We start from the raw sequence: 25,025 nt of genomic DNA, 5'->3' as shown, positions 1-25,025 counted from the left end.
TAAAAATAATGAGGTTTGAAACAAGTATTGGTATTTATTTTAATAGTAACATCTATATTATCGTGTAAGAAATCCGAAAAGGAGATTGTTGTGAAGCCGGTTAAAGCCGTTGCAGAAAAATCGGATTTTGGATTTAATTTTTCTGATTTTAATGTGGTTCAGGATACGATAAAAAATGGAGATACTTTTGGAACAATCATAAATAAACAAAACATAGGGAATCGTAGGGTATTCGAAATCGTAGAAAGTATTAAAGATACGTTTAATGTAAAGTCTATTCGACCAGATAAGCCGTACACGATTCTTAGAACCAAGGATAAGACTAATAAAATACAGGTTTTTGTATACCAACCCGATGCCTTAAATTATTATGTTTTTGATTTTAGAGACACTGCGGTGGTGGCTTATAAAAAAACAAGGCCAGTTACTATCAAAAGAAGAACGATAGGTGGTGTTTTAAAAGGATCTTTATCTGAAACTCTTGGTAATTCAGGAGTTGAAGCAGCATTAGCGAGCCGGATAACAAAAATATATTCTTGGTCAATCGACTTTTTTAAGTTGAAAAAAGGAGATAGGTTTGCAATTACTTTTACCGAAAGATTTATTAATGACACCGTTTATGATGGAGTTGATAATCTTGAAGCTTCTTTTTTTGAATACAAAGGAAAAATTATTTATGCCTTCCCTTTTGCTCAAAATCCTTCTTCGGGTAAAATTGAATATTACGATGAACAAGGAAAAACGTTAAAGAATTTCTTTCTTAAAACTCCTATAAAATTTAGTAGATTGACTTCTCGATTCTCTATGAACCGATTTCATCCCGTGCAACAAAGATGGAAAGCCCATAAAGGAACTGATTATGCAGCGCCTACAGGGACTCCAATCACCACTACGGCATCTGGTGTTGTTGAAAAAACAGGTTATACTGCCGGGAATGGAAATTTTGTTAAAGTAAAACACAACGGAACTTATTCGACTCAATACCTGCATATGTCCAAAATTTTGGTGCGACGCGGACAGCATGTAAATCAAGGCGATGTTATTGGTAGAGTAGGAAGCACAGGTTTGGCTACAGGACCGCATGTATGCTATAGATTTTGGAAAAACGGTGTACAAGTTGATGCGTTAAGGCTAAATTTGCCTAGCGGCGAACCTATGGTTGGGAAAAACAAAGAACGGTTTATGAAAATGATCGAACCATTAAAATTTGAATTGGATAGCGTTGCGAATTTATAGTCATTTGTAATTGTTTTTCCGATAGTTTTAAAAATAAATAAAAAGAACGGAATGCTATTAATTTAATAGCATTCCGTTCTTTTTTTGTCTATAATTTTGATATCGGAGTCTTTTTTTCATTATTTGGTTATAATTAAAAATGCTTTATCTGTTAAATCTAATTTCAGTATTTTTGACAAGAGAAAAAATAATTACTATAATCCTAATATAAATGGCTTTAGATACAAAAAACCCAACAGAAACAGTAGCTTGGAAAAAACTACAAACGCATTATGAAGAGATGCAAAAGGCTTCAATGCAACAAATGTTTCAAATAGATGCTTCAAGAGTTGAAAAGTTCAATCTAAGATGGAATGATTTTTTAATTGATTATTCTAAAAACATAGTCAATGAAGAAACGCTAGAGTTATTGCTTGAGTTGACAAATGAGTTGGGGCTTAAAAAAGCAATTGCTGAATATTTTGGTGGTGGAATAATTAATCAAACCGAAAATAGAGCGGTTCTTCATACAGCATTGCGAGCTAAAGAAACGGCAGTAATAAATGTGAATGGTCAAAATGTTGTGCCTGAAGTTTATGAGGTTAAAAATAAAATAAAAGCTTTTACGAACGAAATTGTTTCTGGAGGAAAAACTGGTTTTACGGGAAAACTTTTTACAGATGTTGTAAATATAGGAATTGGTGGTTCTGACTTAGGTCCTACTATGGTCGTTGAAGCTTTACAATATTATAAGAATCATTTAAATGTTCATTTTGTTTCAAATGTTGACGGCGATCACGTAAATGAAATTATTAAAAAATTAAATCCCGAGACAACTCTTTTTGTGATTGTTTCGAAAACATTTACAACTCAGGAAACCTTGACTAATTCAGAAACCATCCGAGAATGGTTTTTGCAATCAGCAACACAAGAGGATGTAGCAAAACATTTTGTGGCAGTTTCTACCAACATTCAAAAAGTAACGGAGTTTGGAATTAATCCGGACAATGTGTTTCCAATGTGGGATTGGGTTGGAGGAAGATTTTCTCTTTGGAGTGCCGTGGGTTTAACGATAAGTTTAGCGGTAGGTTTTGAAAATTTTGACGAACTCTTGGGTGGAGCAAATGAAATGGATGATCATTTCAAAACAGCCGATTTTGATAAAAATATGCCAGTAATCCTCGCTTTGTTGAGTATTTGGTACAACAACTTTTTTGGAGCCGAAAGTGAAGCATTGATTCCTTACACTCAGTATTTGCAAAAGTTAGCGCCTTATTTGCAACAAGGAACAATGGAAAGTAACGGTAAAAGTGTAGGTCGAGATGGTAAACCTGTGAATTATCAAACCGGAACTATTATCTGGGGAGAGCCGGGAACTAATTCTCAGCATGCTTTTTTTCAGTTAATTCATCAAGGAACTAAGTTGATTCCTTCTGATTTTATTGGATTTGTAAAACCATTGTACGGAAATGATGACCATCATGATAAATTAATGTCTAACTTTTTTGCGCAAACCGAAGCCTTGTTGCATGGAAAAAGCGAAGCACAAGTTCAGGCTGAATTTGATAAACAAGGTCTGGACTCTGATAAAGCAAAGTTTCTTCTGCCGTTTAAAGTTTTTGAAGGTAATAAGCCAACAAATACTATTCTGATTGAAAAATTGACGCCAAAATCGTTAGGTTCTTTAGTTGCATTATATGAGCATAAGATTTTTGTACAGGGAATCATTTGGAATATTTTTAGTTATGATCAGTGGGGAGTAGAACTTGGAAAACAATTGGCTAATTCAATCCTTGATGAGATTAATACGCGTGAAGTAAAAACACATGATAGTTCGACGGCATTTTTATTAAGTTATTTTTTAGAGCATAAATAAAGATTGTTTTTTTTAAATAGTTTTTAAAGTAAAACCTTGATTTTTTGGAGTCAAGGTTTTGTTTTTTAGGGTGCTAAATGAACGCTCTTATTTTTTTTGTGATATTTATAAGTTTTATTTAGGCTTGTTTATTGAGTAATTGTCTAAAAAACAGCATTTTAATTATTAAATACGCATTTATTTAAGAGAAAAAACATATATTATTCTTTTTGGAATTTATAAGTTGTTTTTTAATGTTATTTTTATTAACATTATAGTAACATTCTGTAGTTAAAATGTTATAATTTTGCCAAAAAAATAATAATCAACACATCATGAAAAAATTATTAAAATTGTTTTTAATACTGATTGCATTTATTTGTGCAGATTCCAGTATTTATGCTCAAGGTAATACAACTTCTTCCATTAATGGGGGTGTTTATGACAGTTTAGGGCAATCATTACCAGGAGCTTCAGTTCTTGCAATTCACACACCATCAGGAACGCGTTATACTGCTTCAACTGATTTTAATGGTGGTTTTAGAATCTCTAACATGAGAGTTGGTGGTCCTTATAAGATTGTGATTGCTTTTATAGGGTTTAAAACATTTGAAGAAAACAATGTAAATCTTCAATTAGGAGAATCAAAGAATTTAAAAGTGGTTTTGTCAGATGAAACAAATGAACTTCAAGAAGTTGTTGTTAAGGTTTCAAAAGACAATACTTTTAATTCTAAGAGAACGGGTGCTCAAACAGTAATAGATTCAGATAAAATTAAAGCATTGCCTTCTTTGTCTAGAAATATTTCTGATTTTGCAAGACTTACACCGCAAGCTCAATTAAGAGGAGATGATGTTCTTTCTATTGGAGGACAAAATAATAGATTTAACGCTATTTATATTGATGGAGCTGTAAGTAACGACGTTTTCGGTTTGGCAGCTAATGGAACTAATGGTGGACAAACAGGAGTGAGTCCAATCTCTGTAGATGCTATTGAGCAATTTCAGGTAAGTGTTGCTCCTTATGATGTAAAATTATCTGGTTTTGCTGGGGGAGCGATTAGTGCTATTACACGTTCAGGAACAAATAATTTTGAAGGTTCTGCTTATTTTTTAAATAGAGATCAAAATTTAGCAGCAAAAACTCCTCCATCATTGGCAGGAACAAACCCAAGAACAAAATTAGCTGATTTCTCAGCAAGGACTTATGGGGTAAGAGCTGGAGGATCAATTGTAAAAGATAAATTATTTTATTTCATTAATTATGAGAGACAAGATAATGAAACTCCACAACCTTTTGAAATAGGCAATTATACTGGTTTGTCTGCAAATAGATTAGGTGAGTTAAGAACTAAACTTGCTACTTATGGATATGATCCAGGTTCTTTTGAAAACAATGTAAGAACTCTTGTGAGTGATAAATTGGTTGGTAAGATAGATTGGAATATTAATGATGACCATAAGCTGTCTTTTAAGCACAGTTATGTAAAAGCAGAAAATTTCTCGCCAAGTAGATCTTCAGCGACTGCAATAAATTTTATTAATGGTAGCCAATTATTTAATTCTACAACTAATTCTACTGCTTTGGAATTAAACTCTAGATTTGGAAATAAATTTTCAAATAATTTAGTAGTTGCATACACAAAAGTAATCGATGATAGAGATGCATTAGGTAATCCTTTCCCGACAGTTCAGATCGTTGATGGTTCTGGGAATATTTTCTTTGGAGCAGAAGGTTTTTCTACTGCAAACTTTTTAAGTCAAAAGGTATTGACAATTACAGATAATTTTGAAATTAATACTGGAATAAGTACAATAACTATTGGTACTCATAATGAGTTTTCATCTTCAAGAAACGTGTTTTTTGGAAATAATTTCGGTTCATACAGATTTAATAGTTTTAACGATTTCATGCTAGGTAATAGACCGAACAGATTCCAAATGAATTATTCTTTGATTGGTGGTGAAGGGGATGAATCTTTAGGGGCTGCTGAGTTTGGTACAAAACAATTTGGATTTTATGTTCAAAATGATATGAGGATAAACGATAATTTCAAGCTTTCATATGGAGTTAGAGTTGATCTTCCTATTTGGGAAGACGGTTTAGTAAATACTGATTTTAATAACAGAACAGTTGGTATATTAGAAGCAGCCGGTAAAGATTTACAAGGAGCTCGTACAGGTCAAGGTATTGCAAACCATGCTCATTTTGCACCACGTTTAGGTTTTAATTATGATCTTAATGGTAACAAATCAACTCAATTTAGAGGAGGGTTAGGAGTATTTACTTCTAGATTGCCTTTGGTTTGGCCAGGAGGGGTTTATAATAATAATGGTATTTCTCAAGGAGCTATTTCGATCACGGATATTACAAAAACACCAGTTTTTAATCCAAATCCAAGTGTAGATAGTCAGATTATGAATGGTTCTGTTGCTTTAGGACCATTGCCTGGTTCAGGAGGAAAAGGTGGTAACATAGATTTATTTGCGAATAATTTTAAATTGCCACAAGTGTTTAAAGCAAGTTTTGCAGTTGATCAAAAATTACCATTAGGTTTTGTTTTTACATCTGAAATCACTTATAATGATAATATTAGTGCAATTACTTATGAAAATTTAAACATAAAAGCGGCTTCAAGTAATTTAACAGGTGCTGATAAAAGACCACGTTACAATGGAAATAGTAGAGTAGATCCTACTTATTTGGGTGTTTATTTAGCTTCAAATACAGATGAAGGTAAAGCTCATAATATTTCTTTTACATTGGCTAAAAATTTCAGATCTGATTTTATCGATGCTAATATTTCTGGAACGTATTCTTATGGTAAGTCAACAGTTTTACTAGATGCAACTTCTTCTCAAAACAGTTCTCAATGGAATAATACAGAAACTGTAAATGGCGCAAATTATTTAACACTTTCTAGATCGGATTTTGACCAAGGAAGAAGAGTTATTTCTAATGGTAATGCGACATTAAAATGGAATAAATTCACTAAAACAAGAATTGGATTCTTCTATGAAGGAGCACAAGGAACTCCAATAAGTTATGTGTATAATGATAGTGGTCGTTTATTACAAGATACGTTTTCTAATTCAGCATTGATTTATATTCCTGCTAGTAAAAGCGAAATTAATTTCATAGCAAATTCAGGAGGTTTAACGGCTGATCAGCAATGGGATGCTTTTAGTGCTTTTGTTGAAGGAAATGACTACTTAAGAAGTAGAAAAGGTGGTTATGCGGAGCGTAATGGAGATCGTTTGAAAACTTCACATGTTGTAGATTTAAAATTCGCTCAAGAGTTTACTATATATTCAGGTAAAAAGAAACACACTTTAGAATTTACAGCAGATATTTTTAACTTCACAAACCTATTGAATAAAAATTGGGGTAAAAGGTATTTCACAAGTTTTGACCAAGTTCAGTTGCTTAAGCAAGAAAATTTCTTACCTGGCACAAACACACCAACTTTTAGTTATAATCCTGCAGTAGCTGCTAATATCAACCAAGTTGACGATGCTGGTCTTAATTCATCAAGATGGCAAATACAAACAGGTGTTCGTTATACTTTTAACTAATATTTGTTAATTATAAAAAACCCTCATTTCTAATTGGAATGAGGGTTTTTTTATGCTATTATTTTTCTTATATTTGTTTTTAATAAAATAATTAATTTATGTACGAATTCATTCAAAAGTTCCATTCTGGTTGGGCTTATCTAGCTCTTTTGTTATTAGTGATTGCTGTTGTTAATTCCGTTATTGGTTTGATATCTAAAAAAGAATTTACAGCCAAAGACAGAAAAATTGCAATTTTCGGTTTGATAGGAACTCATACTCAATTGTTAGTTGGATTAATTTTGTACTTTGTTTCTCCGCTTGGTTTCGCTTCCCTTGGACAAATGTCTGATAAAGCTTTGCGATTAACATCATTAGAGCATCCGTTAATCAACATTATTGCTATTGCTTTAATTACAATTGGATGGTCTAAGCATAAAAAATTAACAACATCTGAATCTAAATTCAAAACATTTAGCATTTTCTACGGTTTGGGATTAGTACTTATTTTAAGTAGAATTCCATGGTCAATGTGGTTTTAATAAAATGTAAAAAGTCCTAGAAATAGGACTTTTTTTATCTAGGTACAGTTTTTGTACAAATAGAGTCCAAATAAAAAGTTACAAATGAAGAAACTAATAACACTATTTTTTTTACTGGCTATAGTAGGCTTTGCGAGTAGTCAGAGTTTAATTGCTGATAAAATAAAAGCATCGTTGTCAAAAACAGCAGCGCAAAAAGATACTGTCAAGAAGAGTAAATCCCCAGTTGGGCAACAACAAATTTTAAAGGACACTTTGACAGAAGAAATAACGAAATTAAAACTGTATAAAAAAAATGCTCATGCGTCCTATTATGCAGATAAATTTCATGGAAAAAGAACAACTAGCGGTGTAAAATACGACAAGGGTAAATACACTGCAGCCCATAAAAAACTCCCTTTTGGAACTAAATTAAAAGTAACAAATGAGGCCAACGGAAAGTTTATAATTGTTGAAGTTAACGACAGGGGGCCATTTGTGAGATCTAGAGAAATTGATCTCTCTAAAAAAGCTTTTATGGAGATTACTAAAAATAAAGCGGCGGGATCCATGATGGTAACTATTGAAGAGATTAAATAATTATTTCCAATTTTTATAAGGAATAATACTCAAGTGCGAATTGTAATAGCGTTTGTCGCTAGTCACTTCTTTTCCAAGCCAGTTTGGTTTTTCAAAAGTTTCTGTTTCAGATTGAAGTTCTACCTCGGCAATAAGCAAACCTTGATTATCTCCATAAAATTCATCCACTTCATAAATATGATTGCCTACTTTTACATCAAAGCGGGTTTTGTCAATAATCCCTTTTTCGCACAATAGCAGTAGCTTTTCGGCTTCATCAACGGGAATTTCCTTTTCCCATTCAAAACGCGACATGCCCGCTTCATTTGAGATTCCTTTTATGGTTATGTAGGCTTTGTTTCCTTTTAGTCTAACTCGTACTGTTCGTTCTGGGACGGAGCTCAAATAACCCTGTTTAATTCGGTTTTGAGCAAAGGCTTCCTTTTTAAATTGGTCTGAAGTAACTAGAAATTTTCGTTCAATCTCGATCATTTTGTATTTGTTTTATTTTGAAGCTTTTCCAGCTGTTCGCTGTATCTTTTTATTTTTAAAGAAAAAATAAAAAGGATGCCGCTTCCATCTGGGCTAATTCCGAACCCAAAGGTATTGAATATTTTACTTTAATGGCTTTGTGACTTTCAAAAGCTATTGAATTTAGGCTTTAGTTCAAAGGGTTATGGTTTGTTTTATTTGAAAACTATTTACGGTTATTTTTCTGTGTTTTGAGTAAACAAAAAGGTCTGTTGCCAATCCGGAATTGTATTTTTATGTTTTTTTTTGATTAAGTTACCAGAATTTCTTTGGGCGATTTGTATTTTTACAAAAATCGAATTGTTACAATGAAGCTATTTTTCAAAACCAAACCAAAATCTACCGCAGCAGGACTTTTAACTGAATTTTTTGGAGAAACGCAATCCTGGCGCGAAACTAATGATGTCTTAGAGCCTTTAGTAAAATTAGTTCGCTTAATAAGACCTTTAAAAAACAAAAAGCAACAGACTGTAGATTTACAAGAAATTATTTCTTTTTTAAAAGAGAACTATTCCTGCCGGAAACAGCTTTCCATCTATCTCAAAGAAATTTTAAAGGATAGGAAATTTAATAAAATCCTTTCTGATGCCGCCATCTTGCAAGATGTAGATTTTATTTTTGAAGTCAAAAAAAGAATCTTTGCTAAGTTATTGCCCTATCAGCCGCAAAAGGATACTTTAGAATATGTCCTCAATCAGGTTTTTTATCTTGCTAATGATGGAGTTTGGATTGACAGAATCCCCTTAAGTCAATTGGAAGAATTGTATGATCTTTTGAAATTCAAGTCTATTTACGAAAGCAAGTTGCCTAATTCTGTTTTGTCTGAATTATTGATTGCTCAGCACTTGATTATTCAACGAATCAGTGGTCGAGCCATGGAGACTGATGTGATCAAAATGGTGCCTGAGTTTGATGATCTTGAGAGCCCTTTTTCCGCTTTTGAAAAGGAATTATTTTTGATTGAAGATCGGATTATAAATTCAGCGAAGCATTATATTACTTCAGATGATTTATCTTATGCGCAGTTGTTGATTTTGAAGAAGCAATGCGAAGGATTTGTGGAGAAAGCATTTCATAACAGTTCAAAATATGGAATTTCATTGCGGGTAAATCAGCATTTGTTAAAAATTAGACAGCAACTAGAACGTTTGACGTTTTTAATTTCGTTATTAGTAGTTGATTCTGAAAAAGATAAAAGGAATAACGGTATTATATTGGCTTTACGATTGATAAAGTATAACTGTTATAAAAATAATGTTCGAAAATTCGTTGCCGAAAGTACCCAGTTACTTTCTTATGAGATTACACAACATACCGCCAAAACAGGAGAACATTATATTACGGAAAGCCGTAAGGAGTATTTTAAAATGTTCCAAGGCGCTTTAGGAGGTGGTTTTATTGTAGGGATTTTGTGTATTGTAAAAGTTTTGCTTTCTAAGGCAGAGACAAGTTTTTTTGGCCACGCTTTTCTGTATAGTATGAATTATGCTTTTGGATTTATTGCCATTTATCTTTTGGGTTTTACATTGGCTACAAAACAACCTGCGATGACGGCTTCGGCTTTAATTAAGGCATTAGAAGAAGGTGCGTTGCAGAAAGGTATAGGTACTGCAAAGTATAAAGCGTTTGCTGTTTTTTTTGCTCGCGTTTTCCGATCCCAGTTTATTGCCTTTGTTGGGAATGTGGTTATGGCTTTTCCGGTTTCATTACTTGGAATATGGTTGATTGATTATTTTTTAAATTATAATATTGCTGCTACTAAATGGGAAACCTTGCTCGTTGATTTAAGTCCAATTCATTCCTTGGCTATTTTTCATGCGGCTATTGCAGGAGTATTTCTGTTTTTATCAGGAATCATTTCAGGCAGTGTTGCCAACAGAGACAAGCACAATCAGGTTTGTTTTAGAATTGCAGAACACCCTTTCTTGAAAAGAAATTTTGGAAAAAATAAAACCCTGCAATTAGCAAAACTATATGAGAAGAAATGGGCTGGTATTATTTCTAATTTTTGGTTTGGAATATTTATGGGTAGTACGGCTTCTATTGGGTTGTTTTTAGGATTAAATCTCGATGTCCGACACATAACTTTTGGTAGTGGAAACCTTGCTTTGGCTTTGTATGGGGCAAATTATGAAGTAAGCAATTGGATGTTATTTTGGGGGATTTTTGGGATTGGTCTTATCGGATTGGTTAACTTTATGGTGAGTTTCAGCCTTTCATTAGGTCTTGCATTCCGTTCGCGTGCTATCTCATTATTTGAATTGCGATTTGTTACCGTTTCGATTTGGAATCATTTCAAGTCAAAACCTCTTAGTTTCTTTTTTCCAACAGAAAAAAAAGCAAATGAGTCGCAGTTGGAGGAGCTAAAAAATTCCTAGTTATACTAAACTATTCGATAAGAGAGGTGGTTATTCAATTTGTTTATGATGGAGGATTTAATTCTAAATAGGAAAATCATACATATCGATATGGATGCTTTTTATGCTTCCGTGGAGCAAATGGATAATCCAGAGTTGCGTGGTAAGCCTATTGCTGTTGGAGGTTCTGAAAATAGAGGAGTGGTTGCGGCGGCAAGTTATGAAGCCCGAAAATTTGGTGTTAGAAGTGCTATTAGCGGTGTTTTGGCCAAGAGAAATTGCCCGGAACTTATCTTTGTAAAACCTAGATTTGATCGTTATAAAGAGATTTCAACTAAGATTCATAAGATATTTCGCGAATACACGGATCTTGTAGAACCGCTTTCGCTCGATGAAGCCTATTTAGATGTTACCCAAAATAAAAAAGGAAATCCCAGTGCGAGTTTATTGGCGGAAGAAATTAGAGCACGAATTTTTAATGAGGTAGGTTTAACGGCTTCGGCCGGAATATCGATTAATAAGTTTGTTGCAAAAATAGCCAGTGATTACAACAAACCTAATGGACAAAAAACAGTAAACCCTGATGAAGTTCTTGCTTTTTTAGAAGAACTGCCAATTCGTAAGTTTTATGGAGTTGGAAAAGTCACCACCGAAAAAATGTATCAATTAGGAATCTTTACAGGACTTGAATTAAAGAGTAAATCTCTGGAGTTTCTTGAAAAACATTTCGGAAAATCTGGAAGTTTCTATTATAGTGTGGTGCGCGGGATTCATAATAGTGAAGTCAAGTCGGATAGAATTACGAAATCAGTAGCTGCCGAACATACTTTTGATGTCAATCTTTCTTCAGAAATATTCATGGTTGAACAATTGGATACTATTGCAAACGCATTAGAAAGAAGGCTTAAAAAACACAATATTTCCGGTAAAACGGTCACGTTAAAAATCAAATATAGCGATTTTAGTCAGCAAACAAGAAGCAAGACTTTGCCTTATTTTATTTCGGATAAAGGATTGATTTTAGAAACCGTAAAAGAACTTTTGTATCAAGAACGGATGAAAGACTCTGTTCGGTTACTGGGAATATCGATGAGTAATTTGAATACTGAAGTTAAAAAAGCGGTAGTTGTGCAGTTAAAATTTGCCTTTTAAAACAAGAAACCCTTTTCGTAATGAAAAGGGTTTCTTGTTTTATTGACCAGATTGTTTTTAGTCTTTGCTTGAAAGTTTTGAAAGTAATCTTAGGAACTCGATGTACAACCAAACTAAGGTTATCATTAATCCCATGGCAGCAAACCATTCCATATATTTTGGCATTTTTTCCTGAACTCCTTTTTCGATTCTATCAAAATCTAAAAATAAGTTCAAAGCTGCGATTATGATTACAAATACACTGATTCCGATACTCATCATGGAATTGCCGTGATGAACTGGTTGAAAGCTTGTGAACATTGAAACTAACCAAGATATTAAGTAATAAGTCGCAATGGCAAGTGTTGCCGCAACAACAACCGATTTGAACTGTTCTGTTACTTTTACTATTTTGAATTTGTACAATCCTAAACAAACGGCAAATGTCACAAAAGTAGCTCCAACGGCTTGGATTACAATTCCGGGATACATAGCTTCAAAAATTGCAGAGATTCCGCCAATGAATAATCCTTCGAATAATGCGTATCCGGGAGCTAAATAAGAGGAATATTGAGGTTTAAATGCAGAAACAACCACTAAAATTAGTCCTACTACAGCGCCTCCAATAGTTGGAATTATTGGGTTCATACCATTAAATGACATCCACCAAATTACCATAGCCGATGCAGTAAGCAATAGAAACAATAATAAGGTTTTATTGATCGTTCCTGATAAAGTCATTTCTTGGTTGTAATCAATAATAGTTGCTTGATGCACTTCCTCTTTTCTTGTAGCAGATGTTGCCGAAAAAGATTTATTGTTCAAAAAAGGGTTTCTTGATTCGAAATTCATAATTGAATAGTATTTGTTTTTCATCAAAGATATATGAAAATAAATTAGTACAAAAAAACCGCCTCGTTAAAATCATTAAGAGGCGGTTTAAATATTTGTTAAAAATTCTTAGTTATTCAATTTCTGAAACTCTAAGGGTATTTACCATTCCTTTCTCTTTGATAGGCATAGCTGCTAAGTTGATTACAAAGTCACCAGGAGTTACATATCCTTTTTCTTTTACAATTTCGTTTATGTCTGTTACGGTGTCATCTGTGCTTACTCTTTTGTCGTAATAATAAGATTTAACACCCCAAAGTAAATTAAGTTGTGTAAGTATTCTTTTGTTTGAAGTGAATACCAAAATGTGAGCCGATGGTCTCCAAGCAGAAATCTGAAAAGCAGTGTATCCGCTGTTAGTCAAAGTACAAATTGCTTTGGCTTTGATTGTATTAGCCATAAGTGCAGCACTTTGACAAATAGTTTTAGTAATAAAACGTTTCGTTTTTATTTGTGGTGTGTTTTGTGGCACATTGATAAGTGGAGAATCTTCGACAGCCTCAATAATTTGAGTCATTTTTTGAATCACCTGAACCGGATAATTACCAGTGGCAGTTTCGCCAGAAAGCATTACGGCATCTGTACCATCCATTACCGAGTTAGCCACGTCGTTTACCTCTGCTCTTGTTGGAGTTAAACTCGTAATCATAGTTTCCATCATTTGAGTGGCTACAATTACTGGGATTCGAGCTGTTTTGGCTTTACGGATCAATTCTTTTTGAACTAATGGTACTTCGTGAGCAGGAAGTTCCACACCTAAATCACCACGCGCTACCATCAAACCATCACAATAAGCAATAATTTTATCTATGTTTTCTAATGCCTCGGGCATTTCTATTTTGGCTACAATTGGAATTTTATGTTCAGAATGTTCAGCAATTAATTCCTGTAGGTCTTTTAGATCTTGTGGCGTTTTTACAAACGAAAGTGCAATCCAGTCTACTTTTTGTTCGATGGCAAATATAGCATCTGCAATATCCTTTTCTGTCATTGCAGGAAGTGATATTTTGGTGTTAGGAAGGTTTACTCCTTTTTTAGATTTTAATTCTCCACCTTGAATAACTCTTGCAATTACTTCGGTGTTTTTGTCAGTCTCAACAATTTCAAAAATAAGTTTCCCGTCGTCTAGTAAAATTCTTTCCCCTGGATTAACATCATTTGGAAAGTTTTTGTACTTCATGAAAACTTTTTCAGCAGTTCCAATAATGTCTTCGGCAGTCGTAAAAGTAATTAAATCTCCATCATTAACTACAACTCCTTCGTTCATCACTCCTACGCGAAGTTTAGGTCCTTGTAAATCGCCAAGTATTGCCGTTGTATATCCGTACTCATCATTTAGTCCTCTTATGATGCTAATTTTTTCTTTAACGTCAGAATAGTCTGCGTGAGAAAAATTAACCCTAAACACATTTACACCTGCGTCAATCATGTCTTTTATAGTCTCTCTTGTGCTGCATGCAGGGCCCAGTGTGGCTACAATTTTGGTTTTTTTGTTCGTAATCATTTGTATTAAAAAATTAAATTGTTTTTTGATCTTATCTGATTCGTATCTACAGTATAAACTGTTGATATGCTATCAATGGTATTTAATGTTATTTTTATTTTTGAAACGTCTATTGCGTTGTCGTTATGTTCAATTTTCAAAAAGAAATCTGCTTTTTTGAATTCTGGAAGTAAGTAAACCTTTGTTGGAATTCCCTGGGTTAAATTCGAGAATAGATTTTGATCAGCATCTTTTTTTTGTTGAAAAACCTCGTTTTTATTTTGAATTAAATTCCAGGATATTTCATTTTCTGAGTCATAATAATAAAATCTAGAAAAATTAGTTTCTCCTTCTTTTATATTAATTTGAATCTCATCCTTGCTCATGCTTAAATTGATCGGAAGATTTTGATTGATGAAAAACGCCAATCTATAATCTTCTAATGAAGTATGAATTGCAATGAGATGGTAATCTATTTCGTCAAATTCGCCAAGATCCAATTTATGAATAGCCATATTCGTCAAAAATAAGGTGTAAATATAGTGTTTCTAACGAAGTGTTAGAGTGGTAATATGTAATGATTTAGTTAATTTATGAACGAAAACGTTGTAGTTTTGAAGAAATTAATGTTATTTCTTGTCCATTTTTTGTTGAAATGCAAAATAGGCGCGTTGGGATGCTTTTTCTTCTGCTTTCTTTTTCGATGTTGCTCTCGCTTTTGCAATTACTTTGTCATCGATGCTGAGTTTTACTCCAAATAAACGTTGCCCATCGATGGCATTATCTTCAAAAATATCGTAGTGGAATATTTTTTTCTCCTTCTGACACCATTCGATTACTAAGCTTTTGTAACTGATTACTTTTCCTTCTAATCTGGAAATATCTACATAAGGGGTAATCACTCTTTTTTGAATGAATTTCTCGCAATAATCGTAACCTTTGTCTAGGTAAATAGCCCCTATTAATGATTCAAAAATATTGCCGTGTATGTTTTCTCCAAAATGTTGAACCGGCACTTTGCTTTCAATAAATTGAATCAAATTTAGATCTTTGCCAAGTTCGTTCAGGTGTTCCCTGCTTACTATTTTTGAGCGCATTTTAGTGAGGTAGCCTTCGTCGCCAAGCGGTGCTTTGTTAAACAAATGTGCTGCAATTACGGCGCTTAACATAGCGTCTCCCAAAAACTCTAAGCGTTCGTAGTTTATCGGGTTTCCTTCCGAATTCAGCTTATTGGAAGAGCGGTGTGTAAAAGCTTTTCTGTAATGATCGATGTTTTTTGGGGTAAAACCCAATATTTTTTGGATAGAATCAAAAAAAATCCCGTCTTCTTGAGAACGGGATTTTGAAAATATTTTGCTTATTATACCCATATGGAATTACAAGTCTAATTTTTTAACCAAAACACAAGCATTGTGACCTCCAAAACCGAAGGTATTACTCATAACAACTTTCATGTCTCTTTTTTGAGCAACATTGAAAGTGAAGTTCAGTTTAGGGTCAATGTTATCGTCATCAGTAAAATGATTGATTGTAGGGGGAACTATTCCGTGTTTTAATGAAAGAATACATGATATTGCTTCAATTGCTCCGGTAGCACCAAGTAAATGGCCTGTCATTGATTTTGTTGAATTCAAATTCATTGTGTAAGCGTGTTCGCCAAAAACATGTAGAATTGCTTTAGATTCTCCAATATCACCAAGAGGAGTTGAAGTTCCGTGCATGTTTACGCCGTCTACATCCGTTGGTTTTAAGCCAGCGTCTCTCAAGCAGTTTAACATTACATTTTTAGCGCCTAAACCTTCTGGATGAGGAGCTGTTATATGATGCGCATCAGCTGACATTCCACCACCACCAATTTCGCAATAGATGGTTGCGCCACGAGCTACAGCGTGCTCATATTCTTCCAGAACTAATGCTCCGGCACCTTCTCCTAGTACAAATCCGTCTCTGTCTTTGTCCATTGGTCTGGAAGCTGTTTTTGGGTCATCATTTCTGGTTGACAAGGCATGCATTGCATTAAAACCTCCCATTCCGGCAATTGTTACCGCTGCTTCAGAGCCACCTGTTACTATTGCGTCAGCATGACCAAGGCGAATGTAATTGAAAGCATCAATGATAGCGTTTGTTGATGATGCACAAGCGGAAACTGTTGTGAAGTTTGGACCCCTAAATCCATGTTTCATCGAAATAAGACCACCAGCTATATCAGCAATCATTTTTGGTATGAAAAAAGGATTAAACTTTGGAGTACCGTCACCAGCTGCAAAATTAAGAACCTCTATTTGAAAAGTTTCTAATCCTCCAATTCCTGAACCCCAAATAACACCTACTCTATCTTTGTCTAATTTTTCAAAATCAAAATTAGCATCATTTACAGCTTCGTCAGATGCAACCATAGCGTATTGTGCGTAACGGTCCATTTTCCGTGCCTCTTTTCTGTCAATAAAATCTTCAACATTGAAGTTTTTTACTTCACAGGCAAATTTTGTTCTAAACTTTGAAGCATCAAAATAAGTAATTGGTGCTGCACCACTAACACCGTTAATAAGAGCGTTCCAATACTCTTCAATATTATTTCCAATAGGAGTAAGAGCACCTAAACCTGTTACAACAACTCGTTTTAATACCATAACTTATGTATTTTGTATCTTTAAACAAATAAAACCCACGCTTTCTTTACTGTAATTCTACAAAAAAGCCGTGGGTATTATATTATATATCTTTTGATTGATTTACAATCTCGAATTTAATTTTTGAAAAAAATAATAACACTCGCTTACAAAGCTGCAAGCGAGTGAGTATTTATTATTTTTTAGCTTCTTCGATGTAAGAAATAGCTTGACCTACAGTAGCAATGTTTTCTGCTTGATCGTCTGGAATTTGAATATCGAATTCTTTTTCGAATTCCATGATAAGCTCAACAGTGTCTAATGAATCAGCTCCTAAATCATTAGTGAAGCTTGCTTCTGTTACAACTTCGTTTTCGTCAACGCCTAATTTGTCTACGATAATCGCTTTTACTCTTGATGCAATGTCTGACATAATCTTTAATTTTAGAATTTAATTGGTGGCAAAAATAAAAAACTTTATTTTAAAACAACCATTAAGTTGATAAATGTGACAACTAATTTATAAAATATATTTCAACAAAGGCTTCTCAATGTTATTTATTTTCATTTTTTATTCCTTTTTTTGCGTAAATAAATTCAAGTTGATTATGAAAAAAATAGTGATTTTTGCTTCTGGATCTGGGACTAACGCTGAGAATATTATAAAATATTTTGATTCAAATGAATCAGGAACCGTAGTCGCTGTTTTTACAAATAATGCTTCGGCTAAGGTCATCGAAAGAGCTAGTAAATATGAGGTTCCTGCGGAGATTTTCTCTAAAGAGGAATTAAATAAAGGAGATGTATTGCAAAAAATAAATGAAATTCAACCTGATTTGATTGTTCTTGCCGGATTTTTGTTGAAATTTCCGGAAGATATTATAGCCTATTATCCGGATAAAATCATAAATATACATCCTGCTTTGTTGCCTAAATACGGAGGAAAAGGAATGTATGGCATGAATATTCATAAGAGTATTGTTGAAAATAAAGAAAAAGAAACGGGAATTTCTATTCATTATGTGAATGAAAATTATGATGAAGGAAATATTATTTTTCAAAAGAGTATCGTTTTGTCAGGCGAAGAAACTCCGGAAACAGTTGCTGATAAAATCCATGAATTGGAGCAAAAATATTTCCCTAGTGTAATTGCGGAATTACTGGGTTAAGAACCAATACAATTTTCAAATACTAAGATCTAATTAGCTATAATGATTCACGACGTACATATATATACTGATGGTGCTGCAAAAGGAAACCCTGGAAAAGGAGGTTATGGTGTTGTGATGGAGTTGGTGGGAACGCCTCATAAGAAAGAATTCTATGAAGGATTTAGGCATACCACTAATAATAGAATGGAATTATTGGGAGTTATAGTAGGACTCGAGAAGTTGAAAAACCCCAATACGAGAGTTTTGGTTGTTTCGGATTCAAAATATGTGGTCGATTCGGTATTGAAGAAATGGGTTTTTGGATGGGAGAAAAAAGGATTTACGGGAAAGAAAAATCCTGATTTATGGAAGCGTTTTTTGGTTGTTTACAGAAAACACCAGGTTGATTTTAAATGGATAAAAGGACATAATAACCATCCGCAAAACGAAAGGTGCGATGAATTGGCGGTTATGGCTTCTCAAAGTAGTTCGCTTTCTATAGATGCTTATTACGAAAATGAAGGCAGTAAAATAACGTAATGCATTAGTGTTCAGTGTGATAAATTAGTAAAACTTTACGATTTTAGCCGTTGCAATTTTGCAACTTATGAACTACCTTTGCGCTTTAATTCGAAAACCAAAAAATGAACAAATTGCTGATTGTCGGGACTGTTGCTTTCGACGCTATTGAAACTCCTTTCGGGAAAACAGATAAGATTTTAGGTGGAGCCGCTACATATATCGGACTTTCTGCATCTTTTTTTAATTTAAAATCAGCTATCGTTTCAGTAGTTGGCGATGATTTTCCACAAGAACATTTAGATTTATTGACTAGCAGAAATATTGATATTTCAGGTTTGGAAATTGTAAAAGGTGGAAAAACTTTCTTTTGGAGCGGTCGTTATCATAACGATTTGAATTCAAGAGATACTTTGGTAACTGAATTGAATACTTTGGCGGATTTTCAACCAAAAGTACCTCAGGATTATAAAGATGCCGATGTAGTAATGCTTGGAAACTTGCATCCATTAGTGCAAAGCAGTGTTTTGGATCAAATGGAAACACAGCCAAAATTAGTTGTTTTGGATACAATGAATTTTTGGATGGATTGTGCCTTACCAGAATTATTGGATGTAATAAAAAGAGTGGATGTTATTACCATAAATGATGAAGAAGCGCGTCAGCTTTCGGGAGAATATTCTTTAGTAAAGGCTGCTGCCAAAATTCATACTATGGGACCAAAGTATGTGGTGATTAAAAAAGGAGAGCACGGAGCATTATTGTTCCATAATAAAGATGTTTTCTTTGCGCCAGCATTACCATTGGAAGAAGTTTTTGATCCAACGGGAGCTGGAGATACATTTGCTGGGGGGTTCGCAGGATTTATCACGCAAAGCGAAAACATTTCTTTCGAGAACATGAAGAATGCCATAATCTATGGGTCTAATTTAGCTTCATTTTGTGTGGAGAAATTTGGAACAGAAAGAATGGTAGATCTTGATAAAGAAGAAGTCTTGACAAGATTAAAACAATTCAAGTCTTTGACTCAATTTGATATAGCGCTATAAAGTTACAAACCTCGGAAACGAGGTTTTTTTGGTTAATAATCATGGTTTTTAATTCTTTTTGTAAGAATATATATTAGTAAACAACAACACAACAAAAACAATACAATGAGCGACGCTTTAAAACACGAATGTGGGATAGCCTTAGTTAGACTACTAAAACCGCTTGAATTTTACAAAGAAAAATACGGAACTGCTTTTTACGGAGTACAAAAAATGTACCTGATGATGGAAAAGCAGCACAACCGCGGGCAGGATGGTGCTGGTTTTGCAAGTATAAAACTAGACATGGAGCCAGGAGAGAGATACATAAGCCGCGTGCGTTCTAATCATGCACAACCGATTCAGGATGTTTTTGCTCAAATTAATGAAAGGATAAATGAAGAGATGGTTTCTCATCCTGAATATGCAGATGATGTGGCGCTTCAAAAGAAAAATATTCCTTATGTAGGAGAGGTTTACTTAGGTCACGTTCGTTACGGTACTTTTGGGAAAAACAGCATCGAAAATGTTCATCCTTTTTTACGTCAAAATAATTGGATGCATAGAAATCTGATTGTTGCAGGAAACTTCAATATGACAAATGTTAAGGAGCTGTTTGCTGATTTAGTTCGTTTGGGACAGCATCCAAAAGAAATGGCAGATACGGTTACTGTAATGGAAAAAATTGGTCACTTTCTTGATGACGAAGTTACTCAGTTATATAACGATTGTAAAAACGAAGGCTTGTCAAAACGAGAAGCTTCTCCGGTTATCGGTGATCGTCTTGATGTGGGAAGAATTTTGCGTCGTGCATCAAAAAACTGGGACGGAGGATACGCTATGGCGGGATTGATAGGTCACGGAGATGCATTTGTTACTCGTGATCCTGCAGGAATTCGTCCAGCTTATTATTATCAAGATGATGAAGTAGTAGTTGTAGCTTCAGAACGTCCGGTAATTCAAACTGTTTTTAATGTTGATTTTGATAAAGTACAGGAGATTAAACCTGGTCATGCAATAATAGTTAAAAAAGACGGAACCGTTCTTGATGAACAAATTCGCGAAGCTTTACCTTTAAAAGCATGTTCTTTTGAGCGTATTTATTTCTCTAGAGGAAGTGATGCTACGATATATCAAGAAAGAAAAAATTTAGGAAAATTAATTTTGCCTGCAGTTTTAGATGCTATTGATAGCGATACTGATAATACGGTTTTTTCTTATATTCCAAATACTGCGGAAACTTCGTTCTATGGAATGGTAGAAGCGGCTCAGGATTTTTTAAATAAAAGGAAAAATGATTACATTTTGGCGAACAGAGACACTCTGACTGCCGATAGTTTGCAAGAATTACTTTCTGTAAAAATCCGTACCGAGAAAGTGGCTATCAAGGATGCTAAACTCAGAACATTTATTACCGAAGACAGTAGCCGAGATGATCTAGTGGCTCACGTATATGACGTGACCTATGGTGTTATAAAACCTACCGATAATTTGGTGATTATTGATGATAGTATTGTTCGTGGAACGACACTTAAAATGAGTATCATCAAAATGATGGATCGTTTGAAGCCTAAGAGAATTGTTATCGTTTCATCGGCGCCACAGATACGTTATCCTGATTGTTATGGAATTGATATGGCTAAAATGGAAGGTTTAGTAGCCTTTAGAGCAGCTTTAGAATTATTGAAAGAAAGAAATCTATATCATATTGTTGATGAAGTTTATGCAAAATGTAAGGCGCAAGAAAACTTTGAAGACACTGAGGTTGTGAATTATGTAACGGCTATTTATGCGCCGTTTGAGCCACAAGAGGTTTCTGATAAAATTGCAGAAATGTTGAGCTCTCCGGAAATAAAAGCGGAAGTTAAAATTATATTTCAAACCGTGGAGGATCTTCATGTAGCATGTCCTGAGAATTTAGGAGATTGGTATTTTACGGGAGATTATCCTACTCCGGGAGGAAACAGAGTTGTGAATCGTGCTTTTATGAATTTTTACGAAGGCAAAGACGCTAGAGCATATTAGTAATCGATCAAATTATGTAATTTATCGGTTTTTTGAGTTGTTCGTCTTGAATATTTGTTTACAGCGAATAACTTCTATAATTTTAAACTACCATAACATTTAGTAGGTTAAGTTTATGGTAGATTTGGGGCAAAAAAGGTGGAATTTATTCCACCTTTTTTATTGGAATAAACTGAGGTGAAAAGATGCCAAGCCTGAGGGCAGAAGTAAAAACTAACCATAAAAAAGTCGGATGAACTATTTAGCTCATCCGACTTTTTATTTCTAGCGTTTAGATCTGTAATCTATTCTCTGTTTTCTGAAAGACTATTTTTCTAAAGCATATCTTCTTGAAACTTCAGTCCAGTTAATTACACTGAAAAAAGCTTCAATATAATCAGGTCTTCTGTTTTGATAATTCAAATAATAAGCGTGTTCCCAAACATCCATTCCAAGGATTGGAGTTCCTCCACAACCAATTCCTGGCATTAAAGGATTGTCTTGGTTTGGAGTTCCACAAACGTCTAATTTTCCACCTTTTTGAACACATAACCAAGCCCATCCTGAACCAAATTGTGTTGCTCCAGCTTTACTGAATTTAGCTTTAAATTCTTCAAAAGTACCAAAAGTACCTTCAATTGCTGCTAACAAATCTCCAGTTGGCAATCCACCAGCGTTAGGAGCCATAACTGTCCAAAAAAGATTATGGTTGTAAAATCCACCTCCGTTGTTGCGAACGGCAGCATTTTTCATATCAAGATTAATCAAGATATTTTCGATTGTTTTACCTTCCATATCTGTTCCTGCAATTGCAGCATTCAAATTGGTAGTATATGCATTATGATGTTTTGTATGGTGAATTTCCATTGTACGAGCATCAATATGAGGTTCTAATGCGTCATAAGCATAAGGTAATTGAGGTAGTTCAAAAGCCATGATATAGTTGTTTAAATGATTTATAAAAATTTATCCAAATTTAAACATTTAACTTTGTAATCGGAAATTCTATTTGGTTATAATTACATTAATTAAATTGATTGCTGTAATTAGCCGTTCTTTGTTACAATTAGGATTAAATTAAAAAGAGCTTGTTTTTATTTTTTATTCTAATAAAACGCTGTTTGTAAGTCTTTTTTATAGAAGAATAATTCAATTTTAAGATTGCGCCATTGCCATACAAACAATGCTGATTTTTGCTCCGGGAATTTTCATTAAAGCACGGGAACAGGCTTCAAGAGTCGAGCCGGTTGTGATTACATCATCAACAAGAAGGAAATGTTTGTGATGGTCTTTTTCGGTAAAATTAACGTTGAAGGTGGTTTCGATACCTTCGGTTCTGCCTAAAAGATTTTTTTTGGATTGTGTTTTGGAATAAAGCGTTCGAATCAGAATAGAATCATCATAGTTTACATTCAATTCGTTCGAAAGAGCAAGTCCAAAAGCGGTAACTTGATTGTAGCCTCTTTCGTGGTATTTCTTTTTGTGCAAAGGGACTGGGACTATTGTGTCTACTTCTTGAAGAATCAGAATTTCTTTTAAATCTTCGGCATACCAGTTTCCTAAAACGGCACCTATTTCTTGATGTCCTTTGTATTTTAGTTTGTGTATTACCTCTTGTACAATTCCTTTTTTATGAAAATAAAGAAATGCTGAGGCATATTCTATAGGTATTTTGCCGTAAAATTTTTTGAAAGCTTCGTTTTCTGGGTTCAAATGATGATTTGTTAGCGGGATATGATGCCTACAAAGAGTACAAATTACATTTTCATTTGTCAGTAAAAATGAATTACAGCCAGCGCATGCCTTGGGAAAGAATAGGTTTATGATGCTCTTGAACATATAATTACGAATTTATTTATAAAAATATGAAAATCAATGCTTCAAACTTCTCTTATTTCCTTTTTTTTCAGTTCTCTTTTTATATTTTTGCAGTACTATGGCAAAACAAGAAGATATTTTTAAGAATGTAGTTTCGCACGCAAAAGAGTACGGATTTATTTTTCCGTCAAGCGAAATATACGATGGTTTGAGTGCAGTCTATGATTATGCACAAAACGGTGTAGAGTTAAAAAAGAACATACGCGAGTATTGGTGGAAAGCGATGGTTCAGATGAACGAAAACATAGTGGGACTTGATGCGGCTATATTGATGCATCCTACTACTTGGAAAGCGTCAGGACACGTAGATGCGTTTAACGATCCATTAATCGACAATAAAGATTCGAAAAGAAGATATAGAGCGGATGTTTTGATTGAAGATTATGCCGAAAAGCTAAATCAAAAAGCAATCAAAGAAATTGAAAAGGCAAGAGTTCGTTTTGGCGATGCTTTTAACGAACAAGAATTTGTTACTACAAATGCTAGAGTAGTTGAATACAAAGCTAAAGAAAGAGCAATTTTAGAAAGAATGGCTCGCTCTTTAGGGAATGAAGATTTGGCTGATGTAAAAGCCTTAATTGAAGAATTAGAAATTGCTTGTCCAGAATCAGGATCTAGAAATTGGACCGAAGTTCGTCAATTTAACTTGATGTTTGGTACAAAATTAGGTGCTTCTGCCGATTCTGCAATGGATTTATATTTGCGTCCGGAAACAGCTCAGGGTATATTTGTAAATTTCTTGAATGTACAAAAATCAGGACGAATGAAAGTTCCTTTTGGAATTGCTCAAACTGGAAAGGCTTTTAGAAACGAGATTGTTGCAAGACAATTTATTTTCCGTATGCGTGAGTTTGAACAAATGGAAATGCAATTTTTTGTGCGTCCGGGAGATGAAATGAAGCATTATGAGTTTTGGAAAGAAGCGCGTTTAAAATGGCATTTGTCTCTAGGTTTAGGAAGAGAGAATTATCGTTTTCATGATCACGAAAAATTAGCGCATTACGCTAATGCTGCGGCTGATATTGAGTTTAATTTTCCTTTTGGATTCAAAGAATTAGAAGGAATTCACTCTCGTACTGATTTTGATTTGAAAGCGCATGAGAAATTTTCAGGCAGAAAATTACAATATTTTGATGCCGAATTGAATCAAAATTATGTTCCTTATGTGGTTGAAACTTCGGTAGGATTAGATAGAATGTTCTTGGCTGTTTTTGCTACTTCTTTGAAAGAAGAAACTTTGGAAGACGGATCTACAAGAACAGTTCTGAAATTGCCTGCAGTTTTGGCACCAACAAAAGCGGCAGTTTTGCCTTTGGTAAAAAAAGATGGATTGCCTGAAATTGCACATAAAATCATTGAGGATTTAAAATGGGATTTCAATGTGTCTTATGATGAAAAAGATGCAGTTGGTCGCCGTTATAGAAGACAGGATGCTTTGGGAACTCCATTTTGTATTACAGTGGATCACCAAACAATCGAAGATCAAACCGTAACAATTAGACATAGAGACAGCATGAAACAAGATCGCGTAAAAATTGCCGATTTGAAATCAATTATAGAAGATGAAGTTTCGATGAAAAATTGGTTGATGAAAATGTAATTAGTTTTTTTGTTTATATAAGAAAAGCTTTCCAAAACGGAAAGCTTTTTTTTTAGAATGGTATCAAATGAATTTTGTATATCTATTTTTGTGCTCTTTTCAAAAAAATATTCACGTCT

The 25,025-nt window shown here is 34.1% G+C and carries 21 protein-coding genes; 12 read left to right on the top strand and 9 right to left on the bottom strand.

What is annotated here, in order from left to right; genetic code table 11:
* Positions 1-15 precede the first annotated feature (15 nt).
* The 5 genes from ACMDB5_RS03385 (at position 16) to ACMDB5_RS03365 (ending at position 7,745) form a co-directional block, all read left to right on the top strand.
* The gene (locus ACMDB5_RS03385) at positions 16-1,236 is read left to right on the top strand and encodes a peptidoglycan DD-metalloendopeptidase family protein (protein ID WP_413999613.1); all 1,221 of its coding nucleotides are present in this window, start codon (positions 16-18) and stop codon (positions 1,234-1,236) included.
* Positions 1,237-1,447: 211 nt separating this feature from the next.
* Positions 1,448-3,091: a glucose-6-phosphate isomerase gene (gene pgi / locus ACMDB5_RS03380; protein WP_413999612.1), complete on the top strand. Its 1,644-nt coding sequence runs from the start codon at positions 1,448-1,450 to the stop codon at positions 3,089-3,091.
* 314 nt (positions 3,092-3,405) lie between these two features.
* Positions 3,406-6,645, top strand: a complete 3,240-nt coding sequence (locus tag ACMDB5_RS03375; RefSeq protein WP_413999611.1) for a carboxypeptidase regulatory-like domain-containing protein — start codon at positions 3,406-3,408, stop codon at positions 6,643-6,645.
* 98 nt (positions 6,646-6,743) lie between these two features.
* Positions 6,744-7,166 (top strand): hypothetical protein, encoded by a 423-nt coding sequence (locus ACMDB5_RS03370; protein ID WP_413999610.1) that lies wholly within the window; start codon positions 6,744-6,746, stop codon positions 7,164-7,166.
* 84 nt (positions 7,167-7,250) lie between these two features.
* The gene (locus ACMDB5_RS03365) at positions 7,251-7,745 is read left to right on the top strand and encodes a septal ring lytic transglycosylase RlpA family protein (protein ID WP_413999609.1); all 495 of its coding nucleotides are present in this window, start codon (positions 7,251-7,253) and stop codon (positions 7,743-7,745) included.
* Here ACMDB5_RS03365 and ACMDB5_RS03360 read toward each other — a convergent pair whose 3' ends face one another.
* The gene (locus ACMDB5_RS03360; protein ID WP_413999608.1) at positions 7,746-8,216 is read right to left on the bottom strand and encodes a CYTH domain-containing protein; all 471 of its coding nucleotides are present in this window, start codon (positions 8,214-8,216) and stop codon (positions 7,746-7,748) included. It abuts the gene before it with no gap.
* Between the two features lie 347 nt (positions 8,217-8,563).
* Between ACMDB5_RS03360 and ACMDB5_RS03355 the strand changes: the two genes are divergently transcribed.
* Positions 8,564-10,633 carry a recombinase gene (locus ACMDB5_RS03355; RefSeq protein WP_413999607.1) on the top strand — a complete coding sequence of 690 codons (2,070 nt, stop codon included), beginning with the start codon at positions 8,564-8,566 and terminating at the stop codon, positions 10,631-10,633.
* Positions 10,634-10,678: 45 nt separating this feature from the next.
* Entirely contained in the window at positions 10,679-11,764 is a 1,086-nt protein-coding gene (gene dinB / locus ACMDB5_RS03350) for a DNA polymerase IV (RefSeq protein WP_413999606.1), read from the top strand.
* Positions 11,765-11,821: 57 nt separating this feature from the next.
* On the opposite strand, the gene ACMDB5_RS03345 is transcribed toward dinB, so the two are convergent.
* The 6 genes from ACMDB5_RS03345 to ACMDB5_RS03320 all read right to left on the bottom strand — a co-directional run bounded on the left by ACMDB5_RS03345 (position 11,822) and on the right by ACMDB5_RS03320 (position 17,159).
* A complete protein-coding gene (locus ACMDB5_RS03345) occupies positions 11,822-12,595 on the bottom strand; it encodes a Bax inhibitor-1/YccA family membrane protein (protein ID WP_413999605.1) in 774 nt (257 codons plus the stop codon).
* Positions 12,596-12,707: 112 nt separating this feature from the next.
* Positions 12,708-14,138 (bottom strand): pyruvate kinase, encoded by a 1,431-nt coding sequence (gene pyk / locus ACMDB5_RS03340; protein ID WP_413999604.1) that lies wholly within the window; start codon positions 14,136-14,138, stop codon positions 12,708-12,710.
* Between the two features lie 5 nt (positions 14,139-14,143).
* Positions 14,144-14,632 carry an IPExxxVDY family protein gene (locus ACMDB5_RS03335; RefSeq protein ID WP_413999603.1) on the bottom strand — a complete coding sequence of 163 codons (489 nt, stop codon included), beginning with the start codon at positions 14,630-14,632 and terminating at the stop codon, positions 14,144-14,146.
* 114 nt (positions 14,633-14,746) lie between these two features.
* Positions 14,747-15,487 carry a ribonuclease III gene (rnc, locus tag ACMDB5_RS03330; protein ID WP_413999602.1) on the bottom strand — a complete coding sequence of 247 codons (741 nt, stop codon included), beginning with the start codon at positions 15,485-15,487 and terminating at the stop codon, positions 14,747-14,749.
* A gap of 6 nt (positions 15,488-15,493) precedes the next feature.
* Positions 15,494-16,747: a beta-ketoacyl-ACP synthase II gene (fabF, locus tag ACMDB5_RS03325; RefSeq protein ID WP_413999601.1), complete on the bottom strand. Its 1,254-nt coding sequence runs from the start codon at positions 16,745-16,747 to the stop codon at positions 15,494-15,496.
* A 175-nt stretch (positions 16,748-16,922) separates the two neighbouring features.
* Positions 16,923-17,159 (bottom strand): acyl carrier protein, encoded by a 237-nt coding sequence (locus ACMDB5_RS03320; RefSeq protein ID WP_007137004.1) that lies wholly within the window; start codon positions 17,157-17,159, stop codon positions 16,923-16,925.
* Positions 17,160-17,334: 175 nt separating this feature from the next.
* On the opposite strand from ACMDB5_RS03320, the gene ACMDB5_RS03315 reads away from it, so the two are divergent.
* The 4 genes from ACMDB5_RS03315 to ACMDB5_RS03300 all read left to right on the top strand — a co-directional run bounded on the left by ACMDB5_RS03315 (position 17,335) and on the right by ACMDB5_RS03300 (position 21,449).
* Entirely contained in the window at positions 17,335-17,895 is a 561-nt protein-coding gene (locus tag ACMDB5_RS03315; protein WP_413999600.1) for a phosphoribosylglycinamide formyltransferase, read from the top strand.
* A 42-nt stretch (positions 17,896-17,937) separates the two neighbouring features.
* Positions 17,938-18,417, top strand: a complete 480-nt coding sequence (gene rnhA / locus ACMDB5_RS03310; RefSeq protein ID WP_413999599.1) for a ribonuclease HI — start codon at positions 17,938-17,940, stop codon at positions 18,415-18,417.
* A gap of 104 nt (positions 18,418-18,521) precedes the next feature.
* Complete coding sequence (locus tag ACMDB5_RS03305) at positions 18,522-19,445, top strand: PfkB family carbohydrate kinase (protein WP_413999598.1); 924 nt, start codon at positions 18,522-18,524, stop codon at positions 19,443-19,445.
* Positions 19,446-19,550: 105 nt separating this feature from the next.
* A complete protein-coding gene (locus ACMDB5_RS03300) occupies positions 19,551-21,449 on the top strand; it encodes an amidophosphoribosyltransferase (RefSeq protein WP_413999597.1) in 1,899 nt (632 codons plus the stop codon).
* 306 nt (positions 21,450-21,755) lie between these two features.
* Here the strand turns inward: ACMDB5_RS03300 and ACMDB5_RS03295 are convergent, their stop codons facing one another.
* Together ACMDB5_RS03295 and ACMDB5_RS03290 are read right to left on the bottom strand one after the other, a co-directional pair.
* Positions 21,756-22,364 carry a superoxide dismutase gene (locus tag ACMDB5_RS03295; protein WP_413999596.1) on the bottom strand — a complete coding sequence of 203 codons (609 nt, stop codon included), beginning with the start codon at positions 22,362-22,364 and terminating at the stop codon, positions 21,756-21,758.
* 219 nt (positions 22,365-22,583) lie between these two features.
* Positions 22,584-23,267, bottom strand: coding sequence for a ComF family protein (locus tag ACMDB5_RS03290; RefSeq protein ID WP_413999595.1), 684 nt, complete (start codon positions 23,265-23,267; stop codon positions 22,584-22,586).
* Between the two features lie 97 nt (positions 23,268-23,364).
* Between ACMDB5_RS03290 and ACMDB5_RS03285 the strand changes: the two genes are divergently transcribed.
* On the top strand, positions 23,365-24,906 hold the full coding sequence (locus ACMDB5_RS03285; RefSeq protein WP_413999594.1) for a glycine--tRNA ligase: 1,542 nt from the start codon (positions 23,365-23,367) through the stop codon (positions 24,904-24,906).
* Positions 24,907-25,025: the final 119 nt, after the last annotated feature.

Source organism: Flavobacterium sp. W1B (genome assembly GCF_047344965.1).
In the GTDB taxonomy this organism is placed as follows: domain Bacteria; phylum Bacteroidota; class Bacteroidia; order Flavobacteriales; family Flavobacteriaceae; genus Flavobacterium.
This window is presented reverse-complemented; position numbering and strand designations above follow the sequence as displayed.